The sequence below is a fragment of the Terriglobia bacterium genome (assembly GCA_020073205.1).
Taxonomy (GTDB): domain Bacteria; phylum Acidobacteriota; class Polarisedimenticolia; order Polarisedimenticolales; family JAIQFR01; genus JAIQFR01.
Genome location: JAIQFR010000016.1, coordinates 23,247 through 44,172 on the forward strand (window position 1 = coordinate 23,247; position 20,926 = coordinate 44,172).

At 70.2% G+C, this 20,926-nt stretch carries 17 protein-coding genes; 11 read left to right on the forward strand and 6 right to left on the reverse strand.

What is annotated here, in order from left to right:
* Positions 1-37: 37 nt before the first annotated feature.
* From LAO51_05380 to LAO51_05400, 5 genes are all read left to right on the forward strand, one after another.
* Positions 38-625 carry a hypothetical protein gene (locus tag LAO51_05380; GenBank protein MBZ5638177.1) on the forward strand — a complete coding sequence of 196 codons (588 nt, stop codon included), beginning with the start codon at positions 38-40 and terminating at the stop codon, positions 623-625.
* A gap of 125 nt (positions 626-750) precedes the next feature.
* Positions 751-1,746, forward strand: coding sequence for an ABC transporter ATP-binding protein (locus LAO51_05385; GenBank protein MBZ5638178.1), 996 nt, complete (start codon positions 751-753; stop codon positions 1,744-1,746).
* Positions 1,743-2,549, forward strand: coding sequence for an ABC transporter permease (locus LAO51_05390; protein ID MBZ5638179.1), 807 nt, complete (start codon positions 1,743-1,745; stop codon positions 2,547-2,549). Before LAO51_05385 ends, LAO51_05390 begins: the two co-directional genes overlap by 4 nt.
* Positions 2,550-2,557: 8 nt before the next feature.
* Entirely contained in the window at positions 2,558-3,484 is a 927-nt protein-coding gene (mdh, locus tag LAO51_05395) for a malate dehydrogenase (protein ID MBZ5638180.1), read from the forward strand.
* A gap of 43 nt (positions 3,485-3,527) precedes the next feature.
* Positions 3,528-5,663, forward strand: coding sequence for a hypothetical protein (locus tag LAO51_05400; GenBank protein ID MBZ5638181.1), 2,136 nt, complete (start codon positions 3,528-3,530; stop codon positions 5,661-5,663).
* 11 nt (positions 5,664-5,674) lie between these two features.
* Here LAO51_05400 and LAO51_05405 read toward each other — a convergent pair whose 3' ends face one another.
* Positions 5,675-7,177, reverse strand: coding sequence for a mercuric reductase (locus LAO51_05405; protein ID MBZ5638182.1), 1,503 nt, complete (start codon positions 7,175-7,177; stop codon positions 5,675-5,677).
* Positions 7,174-7,782, reverse strand: coding sequence for a TVP38/TMEM64 family protein (locus LAO51_05410; protein ID MBZ5638183.1), 609 nt, complete (start codon positions 7,780-7,782; stop codon positions 7,174-7,176). The genes LAO51_05405 and LAO51_05410 overlap by 4 nt, the downstream gene beginning before the upstream one ends.
* A 209-nt stretch (positions 7,783-7,991) precedes the next feature.
* Here LAO51_05410 and LAO51_05415 point away from each other — a divergent pair, with 209 nt between their 5' ends.
* Together LAO51_05415 and LAO51_05420 are read left to right on the forward strand one after the other, a co-directional pair.
* On the forward strand, positions 7,992-8,684 hold the full coding sequence (locus LAO51_05415; protein MBZ5638184.1) for a TIGR04283 family arsenosugar biosynthesis glycosyltransferase: 693 nt from the start codon (positions 7,992-7,994) through the stop codon (positions 8,682-8,684).
* Entirely contained in the window at positions 8,684-9,331 is a 648-nt protein-coding gene (locus LAO51_05420; GenBank protein MBZ5638185.1) for a TIGR04282 family arsenosugar biosynthesis glycosyltransferase, read from the forward strand. The genes LAO51_05415 and LAO51_05420 overlap by 1 nt, the downstream gene beginning before the upstream one ends.
* Here LAO51_05420 and arsS read toward each other — a convergent pair.
* The 3 genes from arsS to LAO51_05435 form a co-directional block, all read right to left on the reverse strand.
* On the reverse strand, positions 9,318-10,337 hold the full coding sequence (gene arsS / locus LAO51_05425; GenBank protein MBZ5638186.1) for an arsenosugar biosynthesis radical SAM protein ArsS: 1,020 nt from the start codon (positions 10,335-10,337) through the stop codon (positions 9,318-9,320). The genes LAO51_05420 and arsS overlap by 14 nt on opposite strands.
* On the reverse strand, positions 10,334-10,675 hold the full coding sequence (locus LAO51_05430; protein MBZ5638187.1) for an arsenosugar biosynthesis-associated peroxidase-like protein: 342 nt from the start codon (positions 10,673-10,675) through the stop codon (positions 10,334-10,336). Before LAO51_05430 ends, arsS begins: the two co-directional genes overlap by 4 nt.
* A 134-nt stretch (positions 10,676-10,809) precedes the next feature.
* The gene (locus LAO51_05435) at positions 10,810-11,535 is read right to left on the reverse strand and encodes a cytidylate kinase-like family protein (protein MBZ5638188.1); all 726 of its coding nucleotides are present in this window, start codon (positions 11,533-11,535) and stop codon (positions 10,810-10,812) included.
* A gap of 156 nt (positions 11,536-11,691) precedes the next feature.
* On the opposite strand from LAO51_05435, the gene LAO51_05440 reads away from it, so the two are divergent.
* A complete protein-coding gene (locus LAO51_05440) occupies positions 11,692-15,534 on the forward strand; it encodes an endopeptidase (protein ID MBZ5638189.1) in 3,843 nt (1,280 codons plus the stop codon).
* Between the two features lie 7 nt (positions 15,535-15,541).
* Here LAO51_05440 and add read toward each other — a convergent pair whose 3' ends face one another.
* The gene (add, locus tag LAO51_05445; GenBank protein MBZ5638190.1) at positions 15,542-16,594 is read right to left on the reverse strand and encodes an adenosine deaminase; all 1,053 of its coding nucleotides are present in this window, start codon (positions 16,592-16,594) and stop codon (positions 15,542-15,544) included.
* Between the two features lie 88 nt (positions 16,595-16,682).
* Between add and LAO51_05450 the strand changes: the two genes are divergently transcribed.
* From LAO51_05450 to LAO51_05460, 3 genes are read left to right on the forward strand one after another with little or no spacing between them, the layout of a single operon-like run.
* Entirely contained in the window at positions 16,683-18,815 is a 2,133-nt protein-coding gene (locus tag LAO51_05450; GenBank protein ID MBZ5638191.1) for a glycoside hydrolase, read from the forward strand.
* Between the two features lie 13 nt (positions 18,816-18,828).
* Positions 18,829-19,854, forward strand: a complete 1,026-nt coding sequence (locus LAO51_05455; protein ID MBZ5638192.1) for a 6-phosphofructokinase — start codon at positions 18,829-18,831, stop codon at positions 19,852-19,854.
* 37 nt (positions 19,855-19,891) lie between these two features.
* Entirely contained in the window at positions 19,892-20,923 is a 1,032-nt protein-coding gene (locus LAO51_05460; GenBank protein ID MBZ5638193.1) for a DUF4931 domain-containing protein, read from the forward strand.
* Positions 20,924-20,926: the final 3 nt, after the last annotated feature.

The window sequence follows — 20,926 nt, forward strand, 5'->3', positions numbered from 1 at the left end:
CCTGGGGCCTATCATTAAGAGCGAAGGGAGGCGCCCCTTGAGGCGCTTGGCGACGATCATGGCCGTCCTCGGGTTCCTCGCCACGGCGGTATGGGCCGGCGCGGACCTGGTGCTCGTGGACGGGACGCTGCTCCGCGGCCGCTCGGTGGAGCGGAAAGGGAATACCTACTTCCTCACCACGAACCGCGATAACGTGATCGCCGTGCCCGTCGAGCTGGTCAAAGAGATGCGTCTCACCGGCGGGGACGCGAAGCCACCCACGGGCCTCGTGTACGCGGGCCCGATGACGCTGGCGGGGCCCGAGCTTACGCTTCCGGGCCGCCGCGAGTCGCTCGCCGCCTTCGGCCGTCCCCCGGCGCTGTTCCAGGGCTCGCCGATGTCGTTCCGGTGGTATCCCACCAACGCGTACCAGGGGAAAGACGCGACCCAATTCAACCCGGTCGTCTGGGCGCAGACGACCATCGACCCGATCTGGTCGCCGCTGCCCGCGTACACGCCCTCGAGCGACGTCACCCAGTTCCACCCGGTCTTGTGGCGGCAGCCATTGATCGACCCCATCTGGCGCCCCAGGGACGGCTTCGCTCCCGGCGAGTGGCTCGCGCCGGTGGTGAAGGAGAAGGAATAACTCAAGCGCTGGGTGCCGGCCGATCCCTTACGTTTCGATGGGTTAGATTAGTGGGGCTTCGATCGATCCCGGCGCAGCATTCCCCCCTCTGGGCTACAATCTCCCGCTTTAGGAGGTAGGGCCGCGTGAACTTCGCCGTCGAGACCTTCCAGGTCGAGAAGTCCTTCGCCAAGAAGCGACAGCTCGGCGAGCTGCTCCGTCACCCGTTCCGCCGGGCGGAGCGGGTGGAGGCGCTTCGCGGCGTGGACCTTCACGTCCAGAAGGGGGAGATCTTCGGGCTCCTCGGGCCGAACGGCGCGGGCAAGACGACCCTTCTCAAGATCCTGTCCTGCCTGGTGCTCCCCGATCGCGGCCGGGCCGTGGTCGGCGGAGAGGACGTTCGCCACGAGGGGAAGGTCAAGCCGAAGATCGGCCTCGTCCACACCGACGAGAGGTCGTTCTACTGGAGACTCTCCGGCCGGGAGAACCTGGACTTCTTCTCGCGGCTCTACGACGTCCCCAGGCGGCGCACCAAGTCCCGCATCGACGAGCTCCTGGCCCGGGTGGACATGGTGGAGGCGGCGGACCGGCGATTCGCCGACTACTCCTCCGGGATGAAGCAGCGCCTCGCGATCGCCCGCGCGCTGCTCCACGACCCTCCGATCCTCTTCATGGACGAGCCGACGCGGAGCCTCGACCCCTCGTCCGCGATGACGCTCAGGGTCTTCATCCGCGACGAGCTGAAGAAGCGGGACGGAAAGACGGTGCTCCTCGCGACCCACAACCTGCGCGAGGCGGAGACGCTCTGCGACCGGGTGGCGATCCTGGTCAAGGGCAAGGTCCTGGAGATCGGCACCGTGGACGAGGTCCGGCACTGGGGGGTGGACGAGCGGCGCTTCCGCCTCGAGTTGGCCTCGTGGCCCCAGGAGCTTGCCGGACCCTTCCGCGTCGTGGCCGACGAGCCGCTCAACGGCATCCGCCGCGTGACCCTCGCCCTCGCGCCGGACGCGCGGCTCGACGACGTGCTGCGACTCGTGCTGGCGGGCGGCGGCGTGATCCACGCGTGCGACCGGATCGAGCCGGACCTCGAGGAGGCGTTCTCCCGCATCCTCGAGCAACAGGCGGGAGGGGAGGGGGCGTGATCCGCGGCCTGAGGAAGCTCCTGGCGTTCCTCAAGCGGGACTTCCAATCGGAGGTGTCGTACCGCGTGGCGTTCCTGCTCCAGGTGGGCGGGATGCTGTTCTCGGTGGCGGCGTTCTACTTCGTCGCGAAGATGATGAACCCGAAGACCGAGGGGCTCAACGGGATCGAGCCGTTCCCGTGGATCCTGGTCGGGCTGGCGTTCCAGTACTATTTCTCCACGGCCCTCTACTCGTTCTCCGCGAAGATAAGGAGCGAGCAGATGCTGGGGACGCTCGAAGCCATGCTGGTGTCCCCGACCCCCACCTCGATCGTGATCTTCTCGGAGGCGGCCTGGGACTTCGCGTACGGAGCGATCCGGGTCGCGATCTACCTACTCTTCGCCACGCTGGTGTTCGGTGTGAAGCTCCACACGACCAGCCTGGGAACGCTCGCGGTCGGGATCTTCCTGACGCTCCTGTCGTCCGCCGGTCTCGGGATCCTGTCGGCCTCGTTCATCCTGTACTTCAAGCGCGGCGACCCGATCAACTTCTTCCTCTCGGCGCTCACGACCTTTTTCGGCAACGTGTTCTTTCCGTCGAAGCTCCTCCCCGGCTCGATCCAGTGGGTCTCGGGGTTCCTTCCGATCACCTGGTCGCTCGAGGTGGTCCGGGGAGCGTTGCTCCAGGGAAAGGGGTACGCCGATCTCCGCCACGACATCCTCAACCTCGCGATCCTGACCGTGATCCTGCTCCCCCTGGGGCTCTTCTTCTCGCGGATCGCGATCCGTAAGGCCAAGAAGGACGGCTCGCTCGTCCAGTACTGAGGCGCCTTTTGCGGAAGAAGATCACGGTGATCGGCGGAGGCTACGTCGGGGAGCACGTGGCCATCGGCTGCGCCCAGAAGGAGCTGGGCGACGTCGTCCTGCTGGACATCCTCGAGGGGATCCCGCAGGGCAAGGGCCTCGACCTCTTCGAGTCGAGCCCGGTCCACGGGTTCGATTCGAGGATCAAGGGGACGAACGCCCGCGAGGACGTCCGGGGCTCCGACGTCGTCGTGATCACCGCGGGGCTGGCCCGGAAGCCGGGAATGGGACTTAGCGACCTCCTCCGGAGGAACGCCGAGATCGTCCAGTCGTGCGCCGAGCAGGTGAGATCGGGGTCGCCCGACGCGCTGGTCATCGTGGTCTCGAACCCCGTCGACGTGATGGCCTGGGTCGCGAAGACGGTCGCCGCGCTCCCGAGGGAGCGGGTGGTCGGCATGCTTGGGATCCTGGACGCCGCGCGCTTCCGCTCGTTCATCGCGATGGAGCTTTGCGTCTCGGTCGAGAGCGTGCAGGCGCTGGTGCTGGGGAGCCACGGCGACGCCATGGTCCCGCTTCCGCGGCTCGCGACCGTGGGCGGCGTTCCCCTCGTGGAGCTGCTGCCGGCGGACAGGATCGAGGAGCTGGTCGCGCGCACCGTCCGGGGGGACGCCGAGATCGTCGGGCTCCTCAAGACCGGGTCGGCCTATCACGCCCCCGCCGCCGGTGTCGTCGAGATGGTCGAGTCCGTGGTGAAGGACAAGAAGAAGGTCCTCCCGTGCACCGCCTGGCTCGAGGGGGAGTACGGGATCGACGGCGTCTTCCTCGGGGTCCCGGTCGTCCTCGGCTCGGAAGGGGTGGAGCGGGTCCTCGAGCTGAAGCTCGAGCCCGACGAGCTGCGTGCCCTGAGGGCGGCCGCTGGTGACGTGAAGAAAGCCCAGGAGCAGCTGCAGCTGTGATCGGCCGGTAGCCCCGTCGGGAGGCTGGCCGAACGAGGTGGCCATGACGCGCCGGAACCCGGTCCTCCTCTCGTTCCTCGCGATGCTCGCTGCACCCGCGCTTACCGCCGCCCGGCCCCCTGCCGGCACCTCGCCGACGATCGACCTCTCGGTTAAGCTCGATCCCGCCTCTCACCGGATCGAGGCGACGGCGACGATCGAACTCGAGAGCCCGGCCGCCGGCGGCGCCGTGTTCGAGATGCACAATGGGCTCACCGTCCGGAAAGTCCTCGTCGACGGGAAGGCAGCGAAGCTCGACGTGACGCCCCCGGCCGAGAAGGGCGGCAAGACCCGTGTCGCCGTCCGGCTGCCCGCGGCGAGGCCGGGGCGACACCGGTACGTGGTGCGCTACGACGGAACGATCTTCGACCCGCCGAGCGTGGCGCAGTTCTCGAGGGAGCGGATCGCCGACCAGAGCGAGGGGACCATCCAGGCCGAAGGGGTGTTCCTGACACCGACGTGCGCCTGGTATCCGACCCTCCCGTTGCCGGCGCGGAGCACCGTGCGGGTCCAGGTCGACCTGCCGCCGGGCTGGGAGGCGATGACCGAGGGGAGCCTCAGGGCGAGGGAGGAGACCCAGAAGGGGACCCGCACCCTCTTCGAGGGGCGCTGGCCCAAGGACGGGATCGACCTCGTGGCGGGCCGGTGGAAGCGGATCCAGGAGGACCACAAGGGGATCAAGATCGCGGCCTATCTGTTCCCGGAAGACGTGGAGCTGGCCGAGTCGTACCTCAAGGCGGTCGGCCGCTACCTCGACATGTACTCCGACTGGTTCGGCCCCTACCCCTACGACCGCTTCACCGTGGTGGAGAACTTCTACTCCACGGGGTACGGCATGCCGGGCTTCACGCTCTTGGGACGCGACGTGATGCGGCTCCCGTTCATCGTCGGGACCTCCCTCGGCCACGAGGTGGCCCACAACTGGTGGGGGAACGGCGTGTTCGTGGACGAGTCGGCGGGCAACTGGTGCGAGGGGCTGACCACCTACGTCGCCGACTACCACTACAAGGTCCTCGAGAGCCCCGAAGCCGCCGCCGAATATCGCCGCGAGGCGGCGCGGGACTTCACGAACTACGTCTCGGAGCCCGGGCGCGACTTCCCGCTCGCCGAGTTCACCGAGCGCTCGACCCCCGCGACCCGGGCCATCGGCTACGGAAAGTCGATGATGGTCTTCCACATGGTCGAGCGGCGCATCGGCAAGGAGCACTTCGACGCGGCGCTGCGCCGGATGTACGCCGAGAAGAAGTTCGAGGCGGCCTCGTGGCAGGACTGGCGGGCGATGTTCTCCCGCGAGGCGGGGGAGGACCTCACCGGCTTCTTCGAGCAGTGGGTGAAGCGGGACGGGGCGCCGCGCCTCTCGCTCGCGGGAGTCGCCCTCGCCGAGGAAGACGGAGCCGCGGAGAAGCGGTGGAAGGTGAGCGGGCGGATCGTCCAGGACGGAGGTCTCTGGCGGCTCGGCGTTCCTCTCGCGTTCCAGGCGGGGGAGCGCGTGGAGCGCAGGACGGTGGATTCGGTGGAAGCGGCGTCGGAGTTTGCGGTGGAGCTTCCGTTCCGGCCGGAGACGCTCCGCGCGGACCCGGAGCAGGATCTCTTCAGGCGGCTCGATCCTGCCGAGATGCCGCCGGTGCTCTCGCTCCTCTTGGGCGATCCCAAGACCCTGTTCGTCGTGGACGACGGCGCGGCGAAGGAAGTCACGGCGGCCTACCGGGAGGTGGCCTCGACCCTGACCCGGACCGGCGAGGGAGAGGTGAAGGACGCGTCGCAGGTGAAGCCGGACGATCTCTCCGGCCGCTCGGTGTTCCTCCTCGGCCTGCCCACGGGAGAGCCGCTCAAGTCCCTGCTCGTCGGGCTCCCGAAGGAGGTCGCGGCGGAAGCGGCGGGCTTCACCGTCCAGGGGACCGAGTACCGGCAGGGAGGTGCCGCGCTCCTCGGCATCGGCCGCAATCCCGCGAACCCGGCGCGCGGCCTCGGCCTCTTCTTTGGTCTGTCCGCCGACGGGATCCGCTCCGCCGGCCGCAAGCTCACCCACTACGGCAAGTACTCGTTCCTGGCGTTCGTGGACGGGACCAACAAGGCCAAGGGGGTCGCCCGCGCCGACGGCGGAAACCTCGTGTGGAGATTCGAAACGCCTACCCGGTGAGACCCGCGGGCCTACCGTAGCAATCGAAGGACCAGGGACAGGACCCGTCTCGTTCGCGGGGTCAGCTTCGTCCGCCTCCACGCGTCCGCGGCTTTCCGGATCACCTCCGACCGGGTGGGGTAAGGATGGATGGTGCGTCCGATCGCGCCCAGGCTCGCCCCAGTGGTGATGGCGAGCGTCAGCTCGCCGATCAGGTCGCCGGCGTTCTCCGCGACCAGCGTCGCCCCCAGGATCCGGCCGGACCCCTTCGCGAAGTGCACCCTGAGGAACCCCTCGTCCTCCCCGTCGAGGACCGCCCGGTCCACGTCGCTCATCGGGACCGTGATCGTCTCGACCTCCGAGCCCGTCCGCTCGGCCTCGGCGAGGCTCATCCCAGCGTGGGCCAGCTCGGGGCTGGTGTAGGTGCACCAGGGCACCACGAGCCGGCTCACCCGCGACCGGCCGAAGAACAGCGCGTTGGCCAGGACGATGCGAGCGTGCGCGTCCGCGGCGTGGGTGAACTTGTGCAGCGGGGCGACGTCCCCCACCGCGTAGATGCGCCGGTTGGAGGTGCGCATCCGATCGTCGATCGCGACACCGCTCCGGTCGAACGCGACCCCCGCCGCCTCGAGCCCGAGTCCCTCGACGTTCGGCGCGCGCCCCGCCGCCACGAGCAGGTGGGAGGCCGTGACGGAAAGCTCCCTGCCCTCCCGCTCGTAACGCACCCGCGTCCGGCCGTCCTCCCGCTCCATCTGCAGGATCCGCGTGCCCAGGTGGAGATCGACCCCGTCCCGCGCGAGGGCGAGACGCACGACGTCGGCGGCGTCCGGGTCGTCGCGCGGGAGGATCCTGTCGCGCCCGTCGAACAGCGACACCCGGCTGCCGAATCGCGCGAAGGCCTGCGCCATCTCACAGCCCACGGGTCCGGCGCCGATCACCGCCAGGCTCTCCGGCAGCTCCGTGAGGGAGAAGATCGTCTCGTTGGTCAGGTAGCCTGCTTCGGCGAGCCCCGGGATCGGCGGGACGGCGGCGCGGGCGCCGGTGGCGATCACCGCCCGGCGGAAGCGGAGCGTGCGGCCGTCCACCTCGAGGGCGTCCGGCGCGACGAACGTCCCTTGGCCGAGGAAGACATGGACGCCCAGCTCCGCGAACCGCCGCGCGCCGTCGTGGGGCGCGAGACTGGCGCGGAGGCGACGCATCCGCCGCATCGCCGCTTCAAAGTCGCCCGGGCCCGCGACCGGAGGTCCGCCGTATCCGGACGCGGCATGACCCGCGCCACGCCACGCTCGCGCGGCTCCGAGGAGGGCTTTCGACGGAACGCACCCGACGTTGAGGCAATCGCCCCCCATGAGGTGCCGCTCGACCAGGGCGACCTTCGCCCCGAGCGCCGCGGCGCCGGCTGCCGACACGAGTCCTCCGGTCCCCGCGCCGACCACGACGAGGTGATAGCGGTCGAGAGGCTCGGGGTTCGTCCAGTCGCCGGGGTGGACCTGATCGAGGAGCGCCCGGTCGAACTCGTCGAGCGAAGGGCTCATCGGCTCGCTTCCGCGCTGGCGAGCGCGCGGCGGGCCGCCCTCGTGATCAGGACCGTGGCCGCGACCGTCGCCGCGAGGCCCAGCACCGTCACCGTCCAGTAACCGGCGCCGCGGCTCACCCCGGCGCCGCCGGCGAGCGACGCGACGTCCCCGATGACCTTGCCGTAGTACACGTAGAGCACCGTTCCCGGGATCATTCCGGCGGACGCCGTCAGGTAGTCCGAGAACCGGACGCGGGTGAGGCCGAGCGCGTAGTTCAGCAGGTTGAACGGGAAGACAGGGGAGAGGCGGAGCAGGAACACGATCTTCCGCCCCTCGGCGCCGATCGCCCGGTCGAGCGCCGCGAACCGCGGACTCCCGGCGAGGCGCCTCTCGACCGGCCCGCGCGCGGCGTAACGGGCGATCAGGAACGCCAGCGAGGCGCCGAGCGTCGCGCCGAGGAGCGTGTAGACCGTCCCCGCCGCGAGGCCGAAGATCGCCCCCGCGGCGAGGGTCAGCACCGAGCCCGGCACGAAGGCGATCGTGGCGACCGCGTACCCGGCGACGAACGCCACGGGGCCCCACGCGCCGAGCGCCGCCACCGAGCCCGTGAGTTGCGGCAGCAGACCGGCCGCCCGGCGGCCGAACGCGAAGAGCAACAGGATCGCCGCGAGAGCGGCCAGCAGGCGGAGAGCCGTGCGGGGATACTCCTCGGCCACTCCAGCTTCCCTCCTCGGTCTTTCGCTGCCTTGTGGATTCCGTATAGTTGGTTGCCGGTGGGCCGGCGAGGTTTCGCGCGGCCTGGCCCGCCGACCGCAAACCGAGAGGAACGGACGTGTCCGGCAGCAGCCTCGTGAGCATCGTGATCCCGGTCCTCGACGAGGAGCGCCCGCTGGCGCGATGCCTCGCGGCGCTGACCTCGGAGGCGGCTCCCTGGGAAGCGGTGGTCGTGGACGGCGGGAGCCGGGACCGGACCCGTGAAGTCGCTCGGTCGTTCGAGGGAGTGCGGGTGATCGTCGCTCCGCGGGGGAGGGCGCGCCAGATGAACGCCGGGGCCGCCGGGACGTCCGGCGAGCTCCTCTGGTTCCTCCACGCGGACTGCGTCCCGCGGCCGGGCGCAGTCGCCGCGATCCGCCGGGCGCTCGACGACCCCGGGACCTCCCTGGGCGCCTTCAGGTTCCGGCTCGACGGCGATCGGCGGGCGTACCGGTTGCTGGAGTACGGGGTGGCGGCGCGGGTGAGGCTCTTCGGGCTGCCGTTCGGCGACCAGGGGCTCTTCCTCCGTCGCGCGACCTTCGACGCGATCGGCGGGTTCCGCGACGTTCCGCTGTTCGAGGACGTCTACCTGGTGCGCGAAGCGAGGCGGAGGGGAAGGCTCGCGCGGCTCCCGATGCCGCTCCCGACCTCGCCGAGGCGCTGGGAGACTCGCGGGCTCTTGCGGAGCAGCGGAACGGATCTCGCGCTCCTCGTCCTGGAGCGGCTGGGCGTCTCGGCGGCGCGGCTGGCCCGCATCCGAGAGCGGGCGTGATGGCAGGCGCGTCCCCGGACCGCAGAGAGGCTCTCCTCGTCTTCCTGAGGTATCCGATTCCGGGACGGACCAAGACGCGCCTCGTCCCGCTCCTCGGAGAGGAGGGTGCGGCGGCGGTCTACCGGCGCGTGGCGGAGCAGGTCCTGCGCCAGGCCTCGAGCCTCGACCGGACGGCGATCTCGCGAATCGCCTGGGTCGATCCCGCCGAACGGGTCCGGGACGCTGCGGCGTGGATCGGCCCTCGGTTCGACACGCGGCCGCAGCCCGCGGAGGATCTCGGCGCCCGCCTCGAGCGCGGTTTCGCCGCGGCGTTCGCCGAGGGCGCGCGAAACGTCGTCGCGATCGGGACCGATTGTCCCGACGTCAACGCGGCGCTCCTCGCGCGGGCCTTCGACGCCCTCGACGAGTTCGATGCGGTGCTGGGGCCGGCGAGGGACGGCGGCTACTACCTCCTCGGCCTGTCCCGTCCTCTCCCCGTCTTCCGCGACGTGCCCTGGTCCACCGAGCGGGTGGCGCGTGCGACCCTCGAACTCCTGGAGCGCGCCGGCGCCCGGGTGAAGCTGCTCGAGACGCTGCGCGATCTCGACACCCCCGAGGATCTCCGCGCTCTGGCGACGGTGTGGCCGGAACTTCTCAGCCCTTCGTGAGGGTGCCTCCGCAGGAGGAGCCCGAGCCCGCCGCGCAGCCGAAGCAGTGCGGCCCCGTCACCACGCGGCGCCGGACGATGCCGGTGCGCAGCAGCTCGGCGAGGGTCCGCGGCGCGCCATGGTCGACCGCCAGACCGAGCATCTGATTGAAGTCGCAGTCGTAGAGCGTCCCGTCCCACCCGACCGAGAGATACGTAAGGCACATGACCGACCTCGCGGCGGCGGGGTTGAACGAGTCCACGAGGAGGCGCAGGTACCTCTCGAGGCCGTTCGTGCCCTCGAGCGATTCGAGAAACCGGCCGATCGGCATGTTGGTGAGCGTGTGCAGCTCGTCGAACACGACGCCGTGCCGCCCCTCGAGCTCACGCCGGTACTCCCGCTCGAGGGACGCTTCGCTCGCGGGGAGGAACGCCCCCACCGGGTTGTGGACCAGGTGGAGCCTGAGGTCCCCTCCGCCGCCGTAGCCGGCCCGGTTGAGCCGCCGGAGCGCTTCGAGGCTCTTCTCGAACACCCCTTGGCCGCGCTGCCCGTTCGTCCCGAGCGGCCGGAACGACGGCAGCGAGGCCACCACCTCAACCCGGTGCGCTGCGAGAAAGTCCGGCAGGTCGGCGTAGGCGGGCACCAGCAGGATCGTCAGGTTGCACCGGTCGATCACCCGTCGGCCGAGGGCGCGGCCCCGCTCGACGAGCCACCTGAAGCTCGGGTTCAGCTCCGGGGCGCCGCCGGTGATGTCCAGCGTGGGGATCCCCGAACGGCCGAGCATCTCGACGCACTGCTCCGCGACCTCCCTTCCCATGGATTCCGTCCGGTGCGGGCCGGCGTCCACGTGACAGTGCGCGCAGGTCTGGTTGCAGACCCGGCCGACGTTCACCTGGAGGACCTCGACCCCGTCGGCCTCGAGCCGCTCGACGCCGTGGCGCTCGAGCACGTCGTCGAACTCCGGGGCTCCGGCCGCCTCGAGGGCGAGGAGCTGGTCCCGCGGGCCGATACGCTCGGAACCGCTCATCGGCTCTCGAGGCCCAGGCCCGCGGCGACGTTCCTCATCTGGACGCCGTGGACGAGGCTCGCGCCGCCCCGAATCGCGTTGGCCACGTGGACCGCCTCGGTCATCTGGTCGAGGTCCGCCCCGTGGCGCAGCGAGGACTGGGTGTAAGCGTCGATGCAATACGGGCACTGGACGGCGTGGGCGACGCCGAGGGCGATGAGCGCCTTCTCCCTCGCGGTCAAGGCTCCCTCCGCGAACACCGCGCCGTAGTAATCCATGAACTTCGCCCAGAGATCCTCTCGATTCAGCCCCATCTCGGAGAAGCGGTCGAGGTCGTGAGGGCGATAGTAGGTTTCCATCGGGATTCTCTCTCCTTTCGTCGCCGCCGGGGCGCTTCGGACGTCGGGGACACGGGCACCCCGCGCGCCCCGGGGACCTCGGTACGCTCGCCCGCGCAGGTTCGATGATCTCAGAGATGGACCGGTTTCGCCCGTCAGACCACCGCGCCCAGCTTGCGGCGGAGCGTGCCGTGCACGGTCTCGGCGGCGGTCTCGATGTCGAGGGCCTCGGTGTTCAGCACGAGATCGTAGCCGAGCGGGTCGTCGATGTCGCGGTGGTAGACCTGGCGGATGAACGCGGCCCGGGAGGCGTCGGTCTCGCGCACCCGGCTCGCCGCCTCCTTGGGTCCGATCCTCTCGCGCTCCGAGACGCGCGCGACCCGGGTGTCGAAGGGGGCGACGACGCGAACCCTCAAGCCGTAGCGCGGGTCCAGGAACCAGTTCGCGCCGCGACCGAGCAGGATCACGTGCCCCTGCCGCGCCAGCGCCCAGATCACCTTCCCCATCTCGCGTAGAAACGTGAGCTGATCGAGATGGTTCGGCACGACCAGCTCCGAGAGCAGGTCGTCGAACCTTCCGACGGCTTTCTCGTCCAGGCGGGACAGAATCCGCTCCCGGGTGTGGGTCTCGAGGGCGATCGTCTCGACGATCTCCTTGTCGAAGAGCTGCCAGCCGAGCTTCCCGCCGAGGGCTTTCGCGATGCGGCGGGCGTCGGAGCCGAGCTGCTTGGCGATCGCGACCCAGGGGCCCTCGGGAAGGTGGGCGATCTCGCGGCGCGCGGCCTCCCCCCCCTCCTCGGCGAGCCTGCGCCTCAGGTCCCACTCCCGGATCTGGCGCTGGATCAGACGCTCGATGCGCAGGCGGTCGGCATCGGAGCCCATGTCGTGGTCCCTCTCCTCTCCGGGCTCATTGTAACCCCGTGCCGCCTCCCCCCGCCGCGGGACTTCCGCGCGGTTCCTGGAGTTCGTTTCGGTGCCTGGAATTCGTTGACATTGCGGTGGGGTCGCCGTATTGGATGCGGAGGGGGGGGGTGACCCATGTCTTCCAATCGACCCGCTTGCGCGGCCGTGCTCGTCGTTCTCATCTGCCTTCTCGCGACGGTCGCTCACGCGCTCCAGCCGACGAGCACGCAGTCGGACTCGAAAGCGAGAGAGCTGACGAAGCCCGATCTCCGCATCAGCACGAGCAACGTGGAGCTGTCCGAAATCCTCCCGCAACTGCCGAACCGGCAGGAGTGGGACGCTTTCCTCGCTCGGTACGGCGCCGACGTCCACGTCTTCGTCGATCCCCGATCGGGACGGCCGACCAACATCCTCGGGCACTTTCCTCTCCTTCCGGGCGACGGCGTGCGGAACACGCGAACGTTGGACGACGTCTCGCGGATCCTCGGGAGCCGCGTGGCGGTCGTCGACGCCGAGGTCGTCGGGAAGTTGGTTCTCGGGTTCGTAGAGGAGAATCGGAAAGCGCTGAACATCGACACGGCCCAGCTGGGGAAGGTCCGAGCCACGAGGGTCACGGACGATCTCTGGCAGGTCAGCATCGGACAGGAGGTCGACGGCATCCCGGTCCGCTACGGGCGCGTCACCGCGACCCTCAGTCACGGCAACCTGGTCACCCTCGGAGCTTCGACCTGGTTGGACGTGCGCACGCGAACCCTCCCGGCCGTCTCGTGGCAGGACGCACTCGAGACCGGATTCGCACGCGCCGGGGGAAGACGGGCGCAGGATCGGCTCGTCAAGGACCCGGCGCTCGAGATCGTCCCGTACGCGCCGTCCGAGTACGAGTCCGGAGAGGCGTTCGCCGGCCCGGTCGGCAAGGGGATCGGCCACCGCCTGGTCTGGTCGTTCGAATTCGCGAGGGATCCCGATCCGGAGCGGTGGGAGGCGCTGGTGGACGCTGAGACGGGGGAGCTGACCGCGTTCGAGGACAAGAACCTCTACGTCGATCAGAAGATCGTCGGCGGCGCTTATCCGCTCACCGACACCGAGGTCTGTCCCACGCCCGACTTCTGCGGGGAGATGCAGCCGGGCACTCCCATGCCCTACGCCGATACGGGGCTAAGGGCGCCCGCCAATTTCACCGGCAGCGGCGGCGTGTTCGACTACACGGGCGGCAACGCGACCACCACGCTGAGCGGAAAGTACATCAGGGTCCTGGACACCTGCGGACCGCTGAGCGCGACGGCGCTCGGCAGCGTGCGTCTCGGGGGGAGCAACGGACAGCACGACTGCGTGACGCCGGGGTCGGGAGGAGCCGGGAACACACCGGCGTCGCGGTCCGCGTTCTACGAGCTGAACCGGATCGCGGAGCAGGCGCGAGGCTGGCTGCCGGACAACACGTGGCTCAAGGGGCAGCTCACGGCCAACGTGAACCTCGACCAGACCTGCAACGCCTTCTACGATTACGTGACGGTCAACTTCTTCAAGAGCGGCGGCGGCTGCCGGAACACCGGCGAGATCGCGGCGATCTTCGATCACGAGTGGGGACACGGCCTCGACGACAACGACGCCGGGGGCCTGCTCAGCAACTCCAGCGAGGCGTACGCCGACGTCGCCGCCATCTATCGGGACCAGGCATCCTGCGTGGGCTACGGTTTCTGGTCGACGTACGCCACGGGTTGCCCCGGGACGTCGGATGGCACGGGGATCAACGCGAACGAAGCCCAGGTGGGGACCGCTCACTGCGACACCGACTGCTCCGGCCTCAGGGACGCGGATTGGGCGAAGCACGTTCCGAACACGCCCGACACCGCCGTGGGATTCGTCTGCTCGAGCTGCGTCGCGGGTTCCGGGCCATGCGGGCGCGAGACGCACTGCGCCGCCGCCCCCGTCCGTCAGGCCGCCTGGGATCTCGTCGCGCGCGATCTGAGGGGCGCTCCGTTCCGATACGACTCGAGCACGGCCTTCCTGGTCGGCAACAAGCTGTTCTACCAGGGGAGCGGGAACGTCGGGGCGTGGCACGCGTGCACCTGCAAGAAGAAGACGTCGGACGGCTGCGCCTCCGACAGCGGCTACATGCAGTGGCTGGCCGCGGACGACGACGACGGGAACCTCGGCGACGGGACCCCCCACATGACCGCGATCCAGGCGGCCTTCAATCGGCACGGTATCGCCTGCGGCACTCCGACCCCCAGGAACAGCGGCTGCGCCGCCGGCCCCGCCACGGCGCCGGTGGTGACGGCCATCGCGGGGGACGAAAGGGTGTCGCTGTCCTGGAGCGCGGTGAGCGGCGCGTCGCGCTACTGGGTGCTCCGGACGGAGGGGCAGGCGGGCTGCGACTTCGGGAAGGTGAACCTGACCCCCGCCGGCGTCACCGGAACGGCGTACGAGGACACGGGGCTTCTCGACGGCAGGTCCTACGCCTACAACGTGGTGGCGGTGGGGTCCTCCTCGAACTGCTTCGGCCCGGCGAGCCCCTGCGTCGCGGCCACTCCCGTGGCGAGCTGCGCCCCGCCGGATCCGCCGAGCCTCCTCGCCCCACCGAGCGGCTCGACCGGCGTCGCGGTCGCGCCGACGCTCGACTGGAGCGACGTCTCGGGGGCGCTGTCCTACGACGTCGAGGTCGCGACCGATCCGGCGTTCGACGGCATCGTCGCGTCGTCCGAAGTGGCCGGCAGCGCCTGGAGCATTTCCCCGCCGCTCGACTACGCGGTCACGTACTACTGGCGAGCGCGGACGATCAGCGCCTGCGATCCCGGCGCCTACGGGGTCGTCTCCAGCTTCACGACCCTCCCTCCCCCGCCGGGGACGGCCAGCTACGATCCAACGCGGGGAGCGCCCCGGTGCTCGACCGTGAATCCCCTCTGCGACTCGTCGGTTCTCCTCCGCGGCCGGGATGGCCTCGGCCCGGAGGCGAACGCACCCAACACGATCGCCGGCGCCTGCGCGGACGGCACCTCCGGCGCGTTCCACGTGGAGGAGTCGAGCGATCGGATCCGGCTATCGACGGTGGACGCCGGCAACCTGCGGGAGGGGAAGACGGTGCGCATCGAGACGACCGTCTGGGCGGACCCGGCGCGCTACACCTCGGACCGGCTCGACCTGTACCACACGGCGAGCGTCGTCAACCCGAGCTGGGTCCTGCTCGGCACGCTCGCCCCGTCGTCAGGCGGCGCGCAGGTGCTCTCGAGCGAATTCAACCTGCCTTCGGGGCTCGAGCAGGCGATCCGCGCCCAGTTCCGATACGGCGGAAGCCCCACTCCCTGCAGTGCCGGAGCGTGGGACGACCACGACGATCTCGTGTTCGCGGTCGATCCCGGCTGCGGGGTGCCGACGGTGCCCGCGCTCGCGAGCCCCGGGAACGGGGCGATCGACGTTCCCATCGCGGCCCTCCTGGATTGGAGCGACTCCTCGGGATCCACATCCTACGAGGTGCAGGTCGCGACGGATTCCGCGTTCGGCAGCCTGGTCCGGTCGGAGAGCGGGCTCGCATCCAGCGCGTGGACCGTGGCCCCGGCCCTCGACTACAGCCGGACCTACTATTGGAGAGCCCGCGGCGTCAACGGCTGCGGCGCCGGGAGCTGGAGCGCGCCGCTCACCTTTACGACGACGGCAGTGCCGGTGCCCGACTTCTCGCTCCACTGCGGTCCGTCGTCGCTGACGGTGCCGAAGGGCCAGAGCGGCGCCGTCACCTGCACGGTGTCGTCGATCAACGGCTACGCCAAACCGGTCACGCTGACGGTCCAGGGTGTGCCGGCGAAGGTCACGTACGCGTTCGCCGTCAATCCCGTCCTGCCACAGGCGAACGGCTCGGCGAACAGCGTTCTCACGCTGACCGTTTCGAGCAGCGCGAAGACGGGAAGCTACGGGATCTTCGTCAACGGCGCGGACGGGGTCATCACGCGGTCCAGCTACTTGACCCTCACGGTCTCGACGAAGTAGAAGCGGGTCAGCCTCGGCGCGCGGCCGAGCGGAGCGGCCCTCGGCGCTCGAGGAACATCGGCATCCGCCGGATGAAGCTGTGCTCCGCCGCGCGGCGGTGGATGGCCGCCACGTCCCGGGCGCTCAGCCGGTCGAGCAGCAACCGGTTCTCCTGGGTCTGGTCGGTTCCGCTCACCGTGGTGTTGTCGGTGCACACCGCCACCGGGATCCCGTGCTCGAGGAACGTGAAGATCGGATGGACCTCGCCGGCACGGACCGCCCCGGTCTGGAAGTTCGACGTGATGCAGCACTCGACCAGGATCCGATCGCGCGCGAGGCGCCTCAGGAGCGCTCGGTCCCGAATCGCCGAGCAGCCATGCCCGATCCGGTCGGCGCCCAGCAGGTCCACCGCTTCCCGGATGCGGTCCGGCCCCTCGTCCTCCCCGGCGTGGACCGTCATTCCGAGCCCTCCCCGGCGAGCGATCTCGTAGGCTTCCCGGAACAAGCTCGGGGGGTTCCCCCGCTCCGCCCCTGCGAGGTCGAAGCCGATCACCCCGGTTCGCTCGTGGAGGTGCTGGGCCTCCGCGATGGCCTGCCGGGCGATGATCTTGGCGATGTGGGGGCCGTGCTGGCGCATCGAGATCACGATCAGCCCCGTCTCGAGGTCTTCGTGCCGGCGCGCCGCGTCGTTCATGGCGGAGAGCACCGCCCGGATGGCCTGCCTCAGGGTCAGCCCTCCGAACGTGTGGATCGACGGCGAGTACCGCAGCTCCAGCGTCCTCACCCCGTGGGAGTACGCCTCGTCGAGGATGTCCCGGGTGACCCGGGTGATGTTCTCGTAGAACTGGGTGATCCAAAGGGGGTAGTGGAACTTGTCCAGGTACGAGAGGAGCGATCCCTCGTCCTCGGGCTGAAGCTGCAGGAGCCGCTTCATCTCCCGCTCGGTGGCCACCGGGTTGAGGCCGTGACGCTTCATGAGCGCCCACGTGGTCCGAACGGGGATGGAGCCGTCGAGATGCTGGTGCAGCTCGACCTTCGGGATGGCGGCGATCGCCCGGTCGGAGGTCCTGATCCGTCGCATTCGAGGTCCTCTTCGCCGCCCCCGGCGGCGTTGCCGCCGCTTCGCCGGAGTATAATCGCGCTTCTTCTGGGCAGAAAGGTCGCCGTTGATGTCTTCCGATCGACCACCGATCCGGCTGGTGCTCCTCTGGCACTTCCACCAGCCGGATTACACGGACAGCCTGACGGGCGCCGCGGCGATGCCGTGGACCCGCCTCCACGCCCTCAAGGACTACGTGGACGTCACCGAGCACCTGGTCCGGCATCCCGGCGTCCGGGCGACGGTCAACGTGGTGCCGTCGCTCCTCGACCAGATCCGCGACATCGCCGACGGCACCGCCCCTCCCGACCCCTTCCTGGCGATCGCCGAGCGTCCCGCGTCGTCGCTCTCCCCCGACGAGCGGCGGTTCGTGGTCAGCCAGTTCTTCTCCTTCAACCGGGACACGATGGCCAAGGGCTTGAGGCGGGTCATGGAGCTCTCGGCCCTTCGCGGCGACTACGGGATCGAGGACCTTCCCGCCGCGGTCGTGGACCGGTTCGACGAGGCCGCGATCCGCGACATGCAGGTGCTCTTCCATCTGGTCTGGTGCGGGCCGATCCTGAGGGCCGATCCGCGGGTGCGCGCGCTCCGGGACAAGGGCCAGCGCTACACCGAGGACGAGAAGAGGACCCTGCTCACGATCCAGCGCGATTTCCTCAGGGACGTGCTGCCCCGGTGGAAACGCCTACTGGAGGCGGGGAACGTGGAGTTCTCGGTCACCCCTTACTACCACCCGATCCTGCCGCTCCTGTGCGGGCTCGACTCGGCGCGGGAGGCGCTGCCGGGGATCCGGTTGCCGGCCGCGGCGTTCCGGCACGCCGAGGACGCTCGGCTCCAGCTCGAGCAGGCCCTCGGGGCTTTCGAGAAGGGGTTCGGGCGGCGCGCCGCCGGTGGCTGGCCTTCTGAGGGATCGATCTCGGAAGCTTCGCTCGGCCTCATGGCCGACGCTGGCTACCGGTGGGCCGCGAGCGACGAGGACGTCCTGTTCGGGTCGCTGGGAGAGTCGGTCCCGGCGGATCGCGCGGAGGTGAGGCGCGGAACGCTCCTCTATCGCCCCTGGAAGCACGGGCGCGGGCCGGTGCTGCTCTTCCGCGATCACGACCTGTCGGACCGGATCGGCTTCGTGTACTCGGCCTGGTCGGCGGCGACCGCGGTCGAAGACTTCATCCGGCGGCTCCACCACTTGCGCGCGGCGCTCCCGCCGGAGGAGGGGCCGTACACGGTCTCGGTGATCCTCGACGGCGAGAACGCCTGGGAGTACTACCCCGACAACGGACAGGTGTTCCTCGACTCGCTCTACGCCGCGCTCGAGTCCGACCCGGGCGTCGTCACCCTGGCGGCCCGGGACGCGGCCGACCCGGCGGCGGCCAGGACGCTGCCGCGGGTCGTCGCCGGCTCCTGGATCGGGCGGAACCTCGCCACGTGGATCGGCCACCCGGAGAAGAACCGGGCCTGGGAGCTTCTGGCGGAGACGCGCGAGGCGATCGCGAAGGCGCGGGGGGCGCCGAGCTTCGCCGATCCGGCGTGGCGAGCGGTGTTCGCCGCCGAAGGGAGCGATTGGTTCTGGTGGTTCGGCGACGACCACCCGACGCCGCACGCGGCGGAGTTCGACGCGGGGTTCCGGCGGAAGCTCCGCGCCGCGCACCGCTTCGCGGGGCTCGAGCCCCCCGCGGTCCTGACCGAGCCGATCCGCAGGAGCACGGCGCGGGGGTTCGTGCCTCCCACCGGCCCGGTCCGGGCGAGCGTGGACGGTCGGGTCACCGACTACTTCGAGTGGCTCCCGGCGGGCCGCGCCGCGGCGGCGTCGGGAGCGATGCAGTCGGCGACGCGGCTCGTTCGGGAAGTGCGCTTCGGGCGGGACGACGCGTGCCTCTTCCTGAGGCTCGATCCTTTCGATGCGCCGGCTTCGGCGAGCCTGGGCGGCGGCGTGCTGATCGTGCGCGTTCCCGGCGAGCCCGAGCGGACCGTACGTGTCCCCCTCCCCGAGCGCGGCGAGGGAAGGGCCGGCGAGGTGCGGGTCGCGGTGGACCGGATCGTCGAGGCGGCCGTGCCGGTCGCGATGCTCGCGGGCCCGGGCGAGGCGCTGCGGTTTCAAGTGGAGGTCGAGAAGGGGCAAGGAGGATCGCAACGCGTTCCCGCCGAGGGGAGCCTGACGATCCCGGCCGCGGCGGACGACCCCTCGCAATTCGACTGGATTCTCTAGGAGGAGCGACGCGATGAAGACGATCGGCATCCTGACCGGGGGCGGGGACTGCCCCGGCCTGAACGCGGTGATCCGGGCGGTGGTGAGGCGGGCCGCGTCCCGCGGCCAGCGCGTGCTCGGCATCCGCAAGGGCTGGAAGGGGATGATCGAGGGCGACCGGGTCGAGCTGACCCTGGCCGCCACGTCGGGGATCCTCCATCGCGGCGGCACGATCCTGGGGACGAGCCGCACCAACCCGTTCAAGAGGCCGGAGGACGTGAGCAAGGTGGAGGAGAACTTCGGGGCCCTCGGCCTCGACGCGCTCGTCGCCGTCGGCGGCGAGGACACGCTGGGGGTGGCCGCGCGGCTGGCCTCGGCCGGCCGCCCCGTGGTCGGCGTCCCGAAGACCATCGACAACGATCTGTCGGGGACCGACGTCACGTTCGGATTCGACACCGCCGTGTCCATCGCGGTCGAGGCCGTGGACCGGCTCCACACCACCGCCGAGTCCCACGACCGGACCATCGTCCTCGAGGTGATGGGACGGCACGCCGGCTGGATCGCGCTCCACACGGGCCTGGCCGGCGGCGCGGACTACATCCTGGTCCCGGAGCGGGCGGTCGACGTCGAGGCGGTGTGTGGCGCGATCCTGAGCCGGCGGGCGCGCGGCAAGAACTTCAGCATCATCGTCGCCGCCGAGGGCGCGGTCCTCCCCGAGGGAGCCGTGACCAAGGAGGTCGACAAGGACGCCTTCGGCCACGTGCTCCTGGGCGGGATCGGCGAGCGGCTCGCGAAGGAGATCGAGAGGCGCACCGGCTTCGAGACCCGCTCGGTCGCGCTCGGCCACGTGCAGCGCGGCGGCACCCCGACCGCGTACGACCGGTGGCTTGCGACCCGCTACGGAGTCCTCGCGGCCGACATGGTCGACGAGGGGAAGTTCGGCATGATGGCGGCGCTCAGGGGCGGGCGGTTCGAGCCCGTTCCCCTGGCGGACGCGGTCGCACGGCTCAGGACCGTGGACGCGTCGCTCCTGGATCTCGCGAGCGTATTCTTCGGCTAGCCCGCGGCGGGCGCCGTCGCACCGGAAAGGACGAGCGATGTCGGAACTGAGACACGACCCCCTCTCGCGGCGGTGGGTGATCATCGCGACGGAGCGGAGCCGCAGGCCCGAGGACTTCCTCTCGCCGCGGGAGCCCTTCCCCGAGCCGAAGTTCTGCCCGTTCTGCCCTGGGAGGGAGGACAAGACCCCGCCGGAGATCACCGCGATCCGCCCGCACGGCTCGCCTCCCAACGGGCCGGGGTGGGAGGCGCGGGTCTTCCCGAACAAGTACCCGGCCCTGACGATCGAGGGTGATCTTGATCGGCGCGCCGTCGGGATGTACGACCGGATGCGCGGGATCGGCGCCCACGAGGTGATCGTGGAGACGCCGCGGCACGACCTGCACCTCGCGGACATGGAGCCCGTCCAGATCGAGAAGGTTCTCGCGCTCTGCCAGGACCGGCTCCGGGACTTGATGCGGGACGGTCGATTCAAGTACTCCCTCCTGTTCAAGAACCACGGCGCGGCGGCAGGGGCCGCGCTTCCGCATCCCCACCTTCAGATCATCGCGACCCCGGTCACGCCCAGGGCGATCTCGGTGGAGCTCGAGTCGGCCCGCCAGCACTACCACCTGAAAGAGCGCTGCATCTACTGCGACCTCATGCTGCAGGAGATCGAGACGCGGGAGCGCATCGTGATCCTGGACGAGCACTTCGCGGCGTTCGCTCCGTACGCTTCCCGGTTCCCGTTCGAGATGCTGATCATCCCCAGGCGCCACTGCCATTCGTTCGCCGAGGAGCCGGGGCCGGTGCTCGCGGCGCTTTCCCGCTGCCTGCAAGACCTCCTGGCGCGGCTCAAGGGGGTGCTCCGCGACCCGCCGTACAACTTCATGCTCCACACCGCCCCCAACACCGAGACGCTGGTCCGCCGCAGGAACTACTGGGATACCCTGCCGCTGGACTTCCACTGGCACATCGAGGTCCTCCCGCGGCTGACCCGGGTCGCGGGGTTCGAGTGGGGGAGCGGCTTCTACATCAACCCGACCGCACCGGAGGAGGCCGCCGCGTTCCTCCGCGAGGCGATCCTCTGAGGG